We start from the raw sequence: 12365 nt of genomic DNA on the forward strand, positions 1-12365 counted from the left end.
TGGCTGTGCACCAGGGTAGATCGCGGACCCCGCCGAGCCGGGGGACTTCGATAACGGGCTGCTTACAGTGAGCCGACTCCCATCAGGTGGGGGTGGCGGCGGCGAGGCGGGTGGAGAGGGCGCGGATGCGGTCGACGAGCTCGGGCGGCTCGTGCACCTCGAAGCCGATGTCCATCAGCGCGACCCAGACGGCGAGCTCGTCGAGGTCGTTCGAGCCGCTGGACAACGTGCAGGACCGCTCGTCGATCGGCTCGATCGCCCCCATCGTGGCCGGCATGTGCTCGGCGACGACCTCGGCCGGAGCGTACATCGTGAAACGACCCTGGTACCGATAGGGCGCGCTGGAGATCGACCGGGACATGTAGGCCGCCAGGTCGGGGTCGGGCGGATCGCGAGGCACGAATCGCGGCCCGTTCGGCGTCCGCAGGCTCAGGCGGTCGATCCGATAGGTGCGCCAGCCGGCCCGGCCGGTGTCCCAGCCCAGCAGATACCAGTGCCGCCCCGAATGGACGAGCCGGTAGGGCTCGGCGGCGCGGACGCTCTCCTGCCTGTCGTGCGTCCGGTAGTCGAACCGCAGGGTCTCGTGGTCGCGGCAGGCGGCGGCGATCGCGCTCAGGGACGCCGGGTCCACCGCCGAACCCGCCCGTCCCATCGGCACGGTCATCGACCGCAGCGCGTGCACGCGCTGCCGGAGCCGGGACGGCAGCACCTGCTCCAGCTTGGCCAGCGCCCGCACGGAGGTCTCCTCGATCCCTGACACAGAGCTCCCGGCCGCCGTTCGCAGCCCCACCGCGACCGCCACCGCCTCGTCGTCGTCCAACAGGAGCGGCGGCAGGTCCGTGCCCGCGCCGAGCCGGTAGCCGGGCGCGCCCGCGGTGGCGTGCACGGGATAGCCCAGCTCGCGCAGCCGCCCGACGTCACGGCGTACGGTTCGCGTGGTCACGCCGAGCCGCTCCGCCAGTTCCGCGCCCGCCCACTCCCGATGGGTCTGCAGGAGCGAGAGCAGTCTGAGCAACCGGGCCGATGTCTCCAACATGCCCCCAGATTGCCGTACTCCTAGGACCGGTCCTGTCCTAACCCCTCCCTAGCGTGATCACCATGACGTTCACCACGGAGATCGCTCCGTTTCGCATCGATATCCCGCAGTCCGCGCTCGACGACCTGCACGACCGGCTGGCGCGCACCCTCTGGCCCGACGAGCTGCCCGGCGTCGGCTGGTCGTACGGCATCCCGGTCTCGTACGTGCGGGAACTGGCCGAGTACTGGCGCAGCGGGTACGACTGGCGAAAGCACGAGGCGGCGCTCAACGAGTACCCGCAGTTCACCACCGAGATCGACGGCCAGAACATCCACTTCCTGCACGTGCGGTCCCCCGAGCCGGACGCGCTGCCGCTCGTCCTCACCCACGGCTGGCCCGGCTCGATCGTCGAGTTCACGAAGGTGATCGGCCCGCTCACCGACCCCCGCGCACACGGCGGCGACCCCGCCGACGCCTTCCACGTCGTCGCCCCGTCCATACCCGGCTTCGCCTTCTCCGGCCCGACCCGCGAGACCGGCTGGGACCTGCACCGGGTCGCTCGCGCGTGGGCCGAGCTGATGAGCCGCCTCGGATACGAGCGCTACGGCGCCCAGGGCGGCGACAGTGGCTCGGTCGTCTCCCCGGAGCTCGGCCGCGTCGCTCCCGACCGGGTGGTCGGCGTGCACGTCAACGGCGCGCTCGGCTTCCCGACCTTCGACCCGGCCGAGATGGAGGGCCTCACCGAGACCGAGCAGGCCCGCATGATGATCTACGCCGACAACGACCGCTCCGGCTACGCGATCCTCCAGGCCACCCGGCCGCAGACCGTCGCCTTCGGCCTGCACGATTCCCCCGCCGCCCAGCTGGCCTGGATCGTGGAGAAGTTCAAGGAGTGGACCGACCCCGCGCACGACCTGCCTGAGGAGGCGGTCGACCGTGACCAGATGCTCACCGACGTGACGATCTACTGGCTGACCCGCACCGCCGCCTCGTCCGCCCGGCTCTACAAGGAGGGCTCGGCACAGTGGGGGACGCCGGTCGAGCGTTCGGAGATCGCGCACGGGGTCGCGGTCTTCCCCGGCGACGGCGGGATCCGGCGTGTCGCCGAACGCGAGCACAACGTGATCCACTGGTCGGAGTTCGACCGGGGCGGCCACTTCGCCGCGATGGAGGCCCCCGACCTGCTGGTCGACGACGTCCGGACGTTCTTCCGTAAGGTCCGCTGACGATACGGAATGTGTCCGGCCGCCGGTGCTCCGGGCGACGTCCGAAGGCTAGGAGCGGATACCGAGCAGGGCCTGGGCGAGGGCCACGGTGAGCAGTTCGGCATCGGTCAGTTTGGGTGGGCGGCCCAGACGGGCGGGGCCGCCGGGAGCGCCGAGCCAGTCATCGATCTTGACCTCGTCTAGCCGGCTCGGCGACCTCGTGCGCGCCGCCCTCGTCCTTGTCCACTTCGAGCATCGCCGGATCAATTGAAACTCACTGAGAAAACGTCACTGCGGGAACGTTCCTCCGGCCGAGTACGAGGAGACGTTCCACCGATCAACCGCCGGCACCGGCCTGGCGATCGAGACCCAAGCGATCCAGTCTCCAACTTTGCCGGGGCGGCCCAGTTCCAGACGAATGACCTGGCCTTATATAAGATGCAATGGTTTATGGAGCCTTGTTAGGGTGCCGGGATGCCTGCTCAACGCGTCTTGCTGCCACGGTCGACACCGGCCGCCTCGGGGATGTCATCCCGTTCGATCACCGCGTTGCTGGACCGGCTAGAGGCACGATCCGTCGAGTGTCACTCCATCATGGTCGTACGCCGCGGTCACGTCGTCGCCGAAGGCTGGTGGGCACCGTACTCGGCCGAGCGCCCGCACCTTCTCTACTCGCTGACCAAGTCGTTCACCTCGGTCGCCGTGGGGCTCGCGATCGCCGACGGTCTGCTCTCGCTGGACGATCGGGTGGTGGAGGTGTTGCCCGACCACGTCCCGGCCGACATCTCCGAGCAGGCACGCCGCCTCACCGTTCACCACCTGCTGTCCATGACGACCGGACACCGCACCGACAGCCTCGCCGAGGCCTGGCGACTGGAACCGCACGACCTGGTGAAGGGCTTCTTGCGCGTACCGTTTTCCAAGGCCGAGGGAACACGGCACGCCTACGACAACCCGACCACCTTCGTCCTGGCCCGGATGGTGGAACGGGTCACCGGCCGCGGCCTGCCGGAATTTCTCGATGAGCGCCTTTTCGCGCCGATGGGCGTCGAGCACGCCGAATGGGACCGGGTGGCCAGTGGTGCCGCCTTCGGATTCCACGGGCTGCATCTCACGACCGAGGCCGTCGCCGCCTTCGGCGAACTGCTGCTGCGCGGCGGCCTGTGGGGCGATCGGCGGCTCGTCCCGCGCGAATGGGTGCGGCTCGCGACCAGACGGCACATTGACACCCTGCCATTCGAAGACGGGTCGGGGAACGCCGACTACCTTCGCGGTTACGGCTACCAGTTCTGGATGTCGCGTCACGGTTACCACGGTGACGGCTCCTTCGGCCAGCTCTGCGTGGTCGTCCCGTCGCACGATCTCGTGGTCGTCGTGACTGGCGCCAATACGCAGGCACAAGCCGTGTTCGACGCCTTGTGGGAGTGTCTGCTGCCCGGCATGGACGGCGCGGGAAGCACCCGCGACGATGAGATCCTCACCGATCGGCTGCGGCGGCTGTCACTCGCGCCAGTGCCGGGCTCGGCCGCCCCGGAGCGTTCTGTCAGGGCGAGGCTCGACGCCTCCGCCGAAGACTCGGCCCTGCCCGATGCGACCACGGTGACCGTCCATCCCGTGGACGGTGGGTGGCTCCTGGGAATCGGGTCGTCCCTCGACGTCGAGGTCGGCCACGGCCGATGGCGGGAAAGCTCACCGCTCGGCCGCCCCGTCGTCGCGGCCGGCGCCTGGCAGGGCGACACGTTCGTCGCCGACCTTTACCTCATCACCACCCCGCACCGGGTCCGGCTGGTGGTCGACGCCGAAGCGGGCACAGCGGTCGCGACGTGGAACATCGTGCCCCTGACCGGACCTGGTCTGGCGTTGCATTTGCGGTCGCCGCTGATGACACGGCCCGACGTCGCGTAGGTGACATCAGCTGGGCTCTCAGGTGTCGGTCCGGTTCGGACTCTGATCGATCATCGATGGGCGACTGGTTTCCTGGACATCGAAACCCTGCATGCCCGGTATCCCACCGTGCGCCAGCACAACTACGCCGAATGAGCATGACAGTACTAGCGGTCGCTCCACTTGATCTCGTGGGGGAGCAGGGTGAACGACCTGCCGTCCACGGTCGTGGTGATCTTCGCGTCGACGGTGTTGACCATCAGCAGCCGCCGAGGCTGCGCGAGCACCCGGACGCCGGGGTCGGAGGAGGTGACGGGCTCCAGTTCGGCTCCGGCGGGGAACCAGGTGGTGAAGTCGGCGATGAGTTTGCCGGTCGGCAGTTCGGCGCCGGTCCGCGGGTCCCACATGCACCCCTGGCAGGCGCCCTCCTTGGTCTGCGGATTCCAGTACAGCGCCGTGGCGGCACCGCTCTTCGCGAACTCGATCATCGAGGCGGCCTGGACGGCGAGCCGCATCGGCTCGGGCCAGGTGGTCTTGTCCTCGGGAACGAAGTACCACTCCGACCACCAGACCGGCATGTCGCCGGTCTTCTCGCGCAGCCAGGTGGTGACCGCGCTGAACTTGCCCAGCGCGCCGAACGCGTCGGGCAGCATCTCGTGGGCGTCGGTCAGCGAGGCGCCGTCGACCACGACGAAGTCGGCGCCCTTCTTGTTCTTGAACCAGTATTCGAAGGCGTCCAGGGCGTTCTGGTTGACGACCCCCCACGGCCCCCGCAGCTCGGATTTTCCTGTCCTGTTGCTGTCGAAGCCGAGATAGGGACCGCCGACCATGGCGTCGGGCCGGACCGCCTTCACCGCGTCGTAGACCTTGTTGTAGAGCTCGGTGTATCCCTTGAAGTCCGCGGGCTTGGAGTGGTCCTTCCAGAAGCCCTTGAACTCGTTCCAGACCATGAAGTACTTGACGTCGCGATACTTGGTGGCGACGGCCGCCGACAGCTTGGCGAAGTCGTCGAAGTGCTTGGGGTAGGGGGCGTCCTCCAGGTGCTCGCTCCAGCCCACGTCCGTGGTCGGGCCCTCTGGTCCGCCCTTCATCCAGTCGGGGGCGCAGCAGAGCGTCATGATCTGCGTGCCGCCGGACAGCCTCATGAGGTTCGTCCTGCTGTCGAGGTCCTCCCAGTAGAACTCTTTCGGGCGGGGCTGGGGGTTGAGCGCTCCGAATCCCATGATGTGCTGGTTCTGCAGCATCGGGGTTCTGGCGAGCGTCCCGGCCACGACCCGCTCGAACTGCTCGGTGACGTTGTTGGCGCTCACCCCCGTGTGGGTGAGCCCCCAGCGGGGCCACCCGGGGTCGACCGGCGGCGCCTTCCCGATCGCGGTGTCGAGCACCGCGGGTGGGGTGGCGGACTGCCGTACGACGGGGACCGCCTCGTCGGCGGTGTCGGTGGAGGAGCACCCCGCCGCCACCAGCGCCGTCGCGACGGCCACCGCCATGGCGATCACCCGGCCGGGACGTCGCCCTGTGGATCTCCCGCTGTCTGCTGGCACCTGAACATCCTGCCCGATCTTCGACATCCGCTTCACGCCGAGGGTTCCACAGGCGATGTAAGAGCGTCGTACAGGAATGCCGTGCGTGGGTTAAGCATCCCGGCCAACCTGCGGAAACATCCTCCGCGGGCTCCGACTTCGCGGGCGGGACGCCGACCGTCTCGTCACACCGGCCGGCTGGAGGCGCGGAGACGGGTCCCGGGTCGCCATCGTCCTACTTCTCGTGCCGGTGGTGCTGGGCGGCCTCCAGCAGGGCTTCGGCCTGGTGATGGCCGGGGCCGGCGCCGGGGTGCGGGCGGGAGTGGCGGCACCATTCCAGCGCCGTGCGGTGCTCGACCGGGTCGCGCAGGTGCGGGTCGGCGCCGCGCCGCAGCAGGTGCTCCACGCTGGCCGCTCGGCCGTTGCAGGCGGCCAGGCGCAGCGCCTGGCGCCGGTAGAGGAGGTCTTCGGCGTCGATCGGGGTGCCCGCCTCCAGCAGCTGGTCGATCACCGTCAGCCGCTGGTGGTCAGCGGCCATCGCCAGCGCGCGGACGCGGTCGTCCGGCGGGGTGTCGGCCCGCAGCCAGTCCTCCACGTCTCCGGCCGCGGCGGCCTCGCTGAGCCCGGTGATACGGGCGCCGGCCGCCAGCAGGACGTCCAGGACGTCGGTCATGCCGAAGACGGCCGCGTGCAGCAGCGCGGTGCCGCCCGGGACGCCGCCCGCGTGCGGTGCGGCGGTGGCCTCCAGGTCGGCTCCCGCTTCGATGAGGACGGCGGCGACCTCGGCGTCACCGTAGCTGGCCGCGGTGATCAGGGGGGTCTCCGGCTCGCCGGGCTCGCCGTCCACGGGCGCGCCGGCCTCGATCAGCGCGCGGGCGGTGGCGCCGGTGCGGGGCAGCGGCCCGTCGAGGCCGCGACGGGTGGCGTCGAAGCGCAGCATCGCGATGTAGCCGAGTGGGCTGGCCCCGCGGGGGTGGTCGCACCAGTTGCGCAGGCTCTGCTTCGCCTGCTCGGGGTGTGCGGCCAGCAGCGCCCGCAGCCGGGCCAGGTCCCGCTGGTTGAGAATGTCGCGCCGCTCGACCTCGGTCTTCAGCTTCGCCCAGCCGGCAAAACCGTAGCTGCGGGCGATCGCCAGCTGGGCAGCGTTCAGCGTTGGAGTCTCGGTGATGGAGGCGAGGCGCGCACTCGCGGCGTCCTGGCCGGCTTGGGCCGCGCGTAGTAGCTCTTTGGCCTGGCGGCGCAGCTGGGCGAGGTCGGGGCGGTCGGGAAGCTGGGGCATGACGTCTCCCTGGCGAGCCGGTGGTCCGCGTACCGGGCCGATAGGAGATCGTCGGCGTACTGAGTGCTGTGCTGCGGTGAGGTGGACTCTGTCCTGCCCGCGAACCCGGAGGCGCCCCCAGCGCCGTGGACTCCACCATAGTCGAGGTGCGGCCCAGCGAACCCCGAACAGCTCCTAGCGGCCCGGTTGGAAGGCCGACATCGGGATGTGCAGCCAGGTCGGCCGGTTGCGGGACTCGTAGACCACCTCGTACGCGGCCTTGTCGAGTTCCAGGGCGCGCAGCAGGACGGCGTCCTCGGCGCGCAGGTGGCCGCCTCCTGCGGAGTAGCCGGCGAGGAAGGAGGAGCGGTTGAGTTCGGCCCACTCCACCGCGCGGGGGTGGAGCTCGTCGGGGTTGGGGTGGTCGGCGAGCAGGTGGCGGGCGGCGTAGTCGAAGGAGCGGAGCATCCCGGCCACGTCACGCAGCGGGGAGGACAGGGCGCGGCGCTCGGCGATGGGCTGGCCGGGCTCGCCCTCGAAGTCGAGGATGATCCAGTCGTTGTTGGTGCGCATCACCTGGCCGAGGTGGTAGTCGCCGTGGACCCGCTGGACGGGCATCTCCCCGGCCACGTCCGAGACCCGCTGGTAGGCCTCCTCGGCGACGTGGGCGTGCTCGCCGAGCGCGGGCACCTCCTCCACCGCGACGTTCAGGCGGCGGCGGAACTCCTCGACCATCCGCTTGACCTCCTGCGACTCGATCACGTCGGTCGGGAAGGCGGCGGCCATCTCCAGGTGGACGGTGGCGGTGGTCACGCCGAGGCGGTAGGCCTCCGAGCTGAAGTCGCCGCCCGCGTCGGAGGCCGAGGGTTCTAGGGAGCCGTACAGGTCGCGGACGCTGGCCAGGGCGAGGGCCCAGCCGTCGTTGGCGTTCGTCAGGAACTCCTGGGTCATCGCCAGCGTGGTGGTCTCGCCGTCGAGGTCGGTCTCGATCCAGCCGTACGGCTGGGCGATGTGCGTGCCGTCGCGGAGGGCGAGGGCGGTGACGATCTCCAGTTCGGGGTTCACCCCGGCGGTCAGGCGGCGGAACAGCTTGCAGATGTAGGTTTCGCCGTACACCAGCGAGGTGTTGGACTGCTCGGCGCCGAGGACCAGGCTGCGCTTGGAGGTGTCGATCTCCACCCCTTCGAGGTGGCGGAAGCGGAGGGCACCGAGGTCGCGGCCTTCGGCCATGCCTTCGAGCAGGGCGGCGGTGAGGTCGGCGTCGTAGGCGGCGTCGTAGTAGCCGTCGCCGATGTGGGCCGGTTTGAAGCGGGCCCACTCCGGCGCCTCGCTGCCGAGCAGCAACTGGTAGCGGTCGCGTGCCCCCGACTGGTGAACGGAGATGATCAGATGGCGCAGGCGTGGTGACAGCTCCACGTCCGAGTCGACGACGAGATCGTCGATTGGGCGCCCCTTACCGGCGAACCATCGTTGATGGGTGATCCAGCCGGTAAGGAGCTCCGTCAACACGGCTTTACGCCTCCTGAGATGCGGGTGGCAGGGTGAACCAGTAGAACCCATGCCCAGGAAGCGTCAAAAGATACGGAAGCTCGCCAATCGATGGAAAAGGAACTCCGCCCATCGTCTCCACGGGGACCGATCCCTCGAAGCGGCGCAGGTCGAGCTCCACCGGCTGCGGGAACCGGGACAGGTTGTTGACGCACAGCATCCGGTCGTCGCCGAGCTCGCGCACGAAGGCGAGAACGCTCGGGTTGGACGAGTTCAGCTCGGTGAACTCGCCGAGGCCGAAGACCGGGTGCCGCTTGCGGATGTCGATCATCCGCTTGGTCCAGTGCAGCAGCGAGCCCGCGCTGCGCTGCTGCGCCTCGACGTTGAGCGCCTGGTAGCCGTAGATCGGGTCCATGATGACCGGGAGATACAGACGGCCCGGGTCGCAGTCGGAGAATCCCGCGTTGCGGTCGGGGCTCCACTGCATGGGGGTACGGACACCGTCGCGGTCGCCCAGCCAGATGTTGTCCCCCATCCCGATCTCATCGCCGTAGTACAGCACGGGAGATCCCGGAAGGGAGAGCAGCAACGCCGTGAAAAGCTCAATCTGGTTGCGATCGTTCTCCAGCAGCGGGGCGAGCCGCCGCCGGATGCCGACGTTGGCCCGCATCCGGGGGTCCTTGGCGTACTCCGAGTACATGTAGTCGCGCTCGTCGTCCGTCACCATCTCAAGCGTGAGCTCGTCGTGGTTGCGCAGGAAGATGCCCCACTGGCAGTTCTCCGGGATCTTCGGCGTCTGGGCCATGATCTCGGAGATGGGGTAGCGCGACTCCCGCCTCACCGCCATGAAGATGCGCGGCATCAGCGGGAAGTGGAACGCCATGTGGCACTCGTCGCCGCCGGTGGCGGCGTCGCCGAAGTACTCGACCACGTCGGCGGGCCACTGGTTGGCCTCGGCGAGCAGCACCCGGTCGGGGTAGAGCCGGTCGATCTCCGCCCTGACCCGCTTCAGATATTCGTGGGTCCTGGGCAGGTTCTCGCAGTTGGTGCCGTCCTGCTCGAAGAGGTACGGGATGGCGTCCATGCGGAAACCGTCGATGCCCAGGTCCAGCCAGAAGCGCAGCACCTCCAGCATCGCGTCCTGCACGTCCGGGTTCTCGTAGTTGAGGTCCGGCTGGTGCGAGAAGAAACGGTGCCAGTAGTACTGGCCACGGACGGGGTCGTGGGACCAGTTGGACGTCTCGGTGTCGATGAAGATGATCCGGGCGTCCTTGTAGAGCTCGTCGTTGTCGTTCCAGACGTAGAAGTCGCCGAACGGCCCCTCGGGGTCGTGGCGGGAGGCCTGGAACCACGGGTGCTGGTCGCTGGTGTGGTTCATCACCAGGTCGGCGATGACCCGCATGCCGCGCTTGTGCGCCTCGTCGACGAGTTTCACGAAGTCTCCGAGGTCGCCGAAGTCAGGAAGGATCTTCATGAAGTCGGCGATGTCGTAGCCGCCGTCACGCAACGGCGACTCGTACAGCGGAAGCAGCCAGAGGCAGTCGACACCGAGCCACTGGAGGTAGTCCAGTTTCTGGATGAGACCGCGGATGTCTCCGGTGCCGTCGCCGTTGGAATCGGCGAACCCCCGGATGAGAACCTCGTAGAAGACGGCACGCTTGAACCAGTACGGGTCGCGCGGTTTTTCCTCGTCGAAGGTGTTCGGAATTGGTTCAGGTAGCTGACTCACCAGTGGACTCCCCGCTGTTCTGCCGGTATACGCGTACCCGGCCGGCTCACCGCTGGTTCGCCGCCGCGGCACGCAGAGTGAAGACGTGCGCTGGGTGGATGTGGGGATCGAGGCGCACGTAGTTGTCCTGCCGCCAGCGATACGACTCGCCCGAAAGTTCGTCGTCCACGACGAACTCGGCTTGCCAGTCGAGACCGAGGGCGGGCATGTCCAGCGACACCGTCGCCTCGTGGGTGTTGTGCGGATCCAGGTTCACGACGACGAGGACAACGTCGCCCATGCCGTGCCGTCGTGTGGCCGTGTCATAGGCGCCGGGCAACCGCTTGGAAAAGCAGATCACATCCGGGTGGTTGACGCTGTGAAAACGTAGATTACGCAGTTCCTGGAGCGCCGGGTGTGCTCTTCGGAACAAGTTGAGTTGCGTGATGAACGGGGCCAGGCTACGGCCTTCCCGCTCAGCCTCAACCCAATTGCGGGGTTTGTACTGATATTTCTCACTATCTAGGTATTCTTCACTACCCGGTCGAACCGGTACATTCTCCGCAAGTTCATATCCCGCGTACACGCCCCACGTCGGCATCGCCGTGGCCGCGAGCACTGCTCTGATATGAAATGCCGGGACTCCCCCGTGCTGAAGGTATTCATGGAGAATGTCCGGAGTATTGACGAACACGTTCGGCCGCATGTAGTGCGACGTCTCATGGGACAGCTCGCCCAGGTACGACTCGACGTCCGTGCGCGAGTTCTTCCACGTGTAGTACGTGTACGACTGGTGGAAGCCGACCTTGGCCAGCATCCGCATCATCGCGGGGCGGGTGAACGCCTCCGCGAGGAACAACACGTCGGGATCGGTGGCGTGGATGTCGGCCAGCAGCTTCTCCCAGAAGGAGACCGGCTTGGTGTGCGGGTTGTCCACCCGGAAGATCCGCACCCCGTGGTCCATCCAGAGCCGCACGACCCGCCTGATCTCCTCGTAGATCCCCTTGGGGTCCTTGTCGAAGTTCAGCGGGTAGATGTCCTGGTACTTCTTCGGCGGGTTCTCCGCGTACGCGATCGAGCCGTCGGCGCGGATGTTGAACCACTCCGGGTGCTCCTTGACCCACGGGTGGTCGGGCGCGCACTGCAGGGCGAGGTCGATGGCGATCTCCATGCCCAGCTCGCGGGTCTTGGCCACGAAGGCGTCGAAGTCCTCGAACGTGCCCAGGTCGGGGTGGATGGCGTCGTGGCCGCCCTCCTCCGAGCCGATCGCCCAGGGCGAGCCGGGGTCGTACGGCTCGGGCGTCAGGGTGTTGTTGCGCCCCTTGCGGAAACTGTGCCCGATCGGGTGGATCGGTGGCAGGTAGACGACGTCGAAGCCCATCTTCGCCACGGCGGGCAGCCGCTTGGCGGCGGTCTGGAAGGTCCCGGACTTGGGGGCGACGCCCTGCTCGATGATCGCGCCCTCGGAGCGCGGGAAGAACTCGTACCACGACCCGAACAGCGCCCTGCGGCGGTGCACCAGGACCGTGCGCGGAGCCGACCTCGTCACCAGGTCACGCAGCGGGTGGGCGCGCAGCAGCGCCGCGGTCTCGGGAAGCTGGGCGACGGTGAACCGGGCGCGCGGGTCGATCTCGGTGTCGCGCAGTCTGGCCGCGACCGACTGGAGCGCGGCCCGGTGCCCGCAGACGTGCTGCTGCGCCTCCTTGGCGCGCCTCGCCGTCCTCGCCGCGGGGGTCCTGCCGCTCACCGGCCCGCCGGTCGCCGTCGTACCGGTCGCGGGCCCGCAGTCGGCGGCCCGCACCGCTCTCGCCGCGCGGTCGAAGAGCCGGGCGCCCTCCTCGCACATCAGGTCGGCGTCCAGGCCCCGAGGGATCTTGATGCCCGCGTCGTGCAACCAGGTGGCCAGGGGATCGCCCCACGCCTCCACCCGGAAGCGCCACTCACCCTCGGTGGGCAGCGTCACCTCCACGCCCCACCGGTCGGTGCCGGGGGCGAGCTCGCCCATGGGCAACAGGGGGCCGCGCCCGCCGTCGGGGCCGGTGAACACGACCCCTGCCGCGACCGCGTCGTGTCCCTCGCGGAACACGGTCGCGGAGATCTCGAAGGTCTCACCCGCGGCGGCCTTGGCGGGGCGGCGCCCGCAGTCGACCGTGGGGTGGATGTCCTGAATTGGGATTCGTCCGATCATCGCGTCTCAAGGTAGCGGCGGCACGCCCGGTGCCGCCGGGAAGTAAGCAAGGAAGGATCTTCGTTTGTGCAAGCATCACGGGGCGGTCGGTCT

At 68.6% G+C, this 12365-nt stretch carries 9 protein-coding genes; 2 read left to right on the forward strand and 7 right to left on the reverse strand.

The genetic code is table 11. The features are described from left to right. Window positions 1–82: 82 nt before the first annotated feature. On the reverse strand, window positions 83–1036 hold the full coding sequence (locus ACIBH4_RS20110) for a transcriptional regulator (protein ID WP_362507581.1): 954 nt from the start codon (window positions 1034–1036) through the stop codon (window positions 83–85). 62 nt (window positions 1037–1098) lie between these two features. On the opposite strand from ACIBH4_RS20110, the gene ACIBH4_RS20115 reads away from it, so the two are divergent. Then, entirely contained in the window at window positions 1099–2244 is a 1146-nt protein-coding gene (locus ACIBH4_RS20115; RefSeq protein WP_362507584.1) for an epoxide hydrolase family protein, read from the forward strand. 48 nt (window positions 2245–2292) lie between these two features. Here ACIBH4_RS20115 and ACIBH4_RS20120 read toward each other — a convergent pair whose 3' ends face one another. Further along, complete coding sequence (locus tag ACIBH4_RS20120; RefSeq protein WP_362507587.1) at window positions 2293–2490, reverse strand: hypothetical protein; 198 nt, start codon at window positions 2488–2490, stop codon at window positions 2293–2295. Window positions 2491–2772: 282 nt separating this feature from the next. Between ACIBH4_RS20120 and ACIBH4_RS20125 the strand changes: the two genes are divergently transcribed. Next, window positions 2773–4128, forward strand: coding sequence for a serine hydrolase domain-containing protein (locus ACIBH4_RS20125; RefSeq protein ID WP_399172562.1), 1356 nt, complete (start codon window positions 2773–2775; stop codon window positions 4126–4128). 146 nt (window positions 4129–4274) lie between these two features. Here ACIBH4_RS20125 and ACIBH4_RS20130 read toward each other — a convergent pair whose 3' ends face one another. From ACIBH4_RS20130 to ACIBH4_RS20150, 5 genes are all read right to left on the reverse strand, one after another. After that, window positions 4275–5651, reverse strand: a complete 1377-nt coding sequence (locus ACIBH4_RS20130) for a xylan 1,4-beta-xylosidase (RefSeq protein WP_362507590.1) — start codon at window positions 5649–5651, stop codon at window positions 4275–4277. A 214-nt stretch (window positions 5652–5865) separates the two neighbouring features. Then, window positions 5866–6909 carry an ankyrin repeat domain-containing protein gene (locus ACIBH4_RS20135; RefSeq protein ID WP_362507593.1) on the reverse strand — a complete coding sequence of 348 codons (1044 nt, stop codon included), beginning with the start codon at window positions 6907–6909 and terminating at the stop codon, window positions 5866–5868. 174 nt (window positions 6910–7083) lie between these two features. Beyond that, entirely contained in the window at window positions 7084–8397 is a 1314-nt protein-coding gene (locus tag ACIBH4_RS20140) for a phosphotransferase (protein ID WP_362507596.1), read from the reverse strand. Window positions 8398–8401: 4 nt separating this feature from the next. Next, entirely contained in the window at window positions 8402–10105 is a 1704-nt protein-coding gene (treS, locus tag ACIBH4_RS20145) for a maltose alpha-D-glucosyltransferase (RefSeq protein WP_362507599.1), read from the reverse strand. Between the two features lie 46 nt (window positions 10106–10151). Next, on the reverse strand, window positions 10152–12272 hold the full coding sequence (locus tag ACIBH4_RS20150; RefSeq protein WP_362507602.1) for an alpha-1,4-glucan--maltose-1-phosphate maltosyltransferase: 2121 nt from the start codon (window positions 12270–12272) through the stop codon (window positions 10152–10154). Window positions 12273–12365: the final 93 nt, after the last annotated feature.

The organism is Streptosporangium sp. NPDC050284, assembly GCF_044459525.1.
Classification (GTDB): domain Bacteria; phylum Actinomycetota; class Actinomycetes; order Streptosporangiales; family Streptosporangiaceae; genus Streptosporangium.

Coding starts and splice junctions, on each gene's coding strand:
- ACIBH4_RS20135 (WP_362507593.1), bottom strand. CDS start 6,909: ATGCCCCAGCTTCCCGACCGCCCCGACCTCGCCCAGCTGCGCCGCCAG.
- ACIBH4_RS20115 (WP_362507584.1), top strand. CDS start 1,099: ATGACGTTCACCACGGAGATCGCTCCGTTTCGCATCGATATCCCGCAG.
- ACIBH4_RS20150 (WP_362507602.1), bottom strand. CDS start 12,272: ATGATCGGACGAATCCCAATTCAGGACATCCACCCCACGGTCGACTGC.
- ACIBH4_RS20110 (WP_362507581.1), bottom strand. CDS start 1,036: ATGTTGGAGACATCGGCCCGGTTGCTCAGACTGCTCTCGCTCCTGCAG.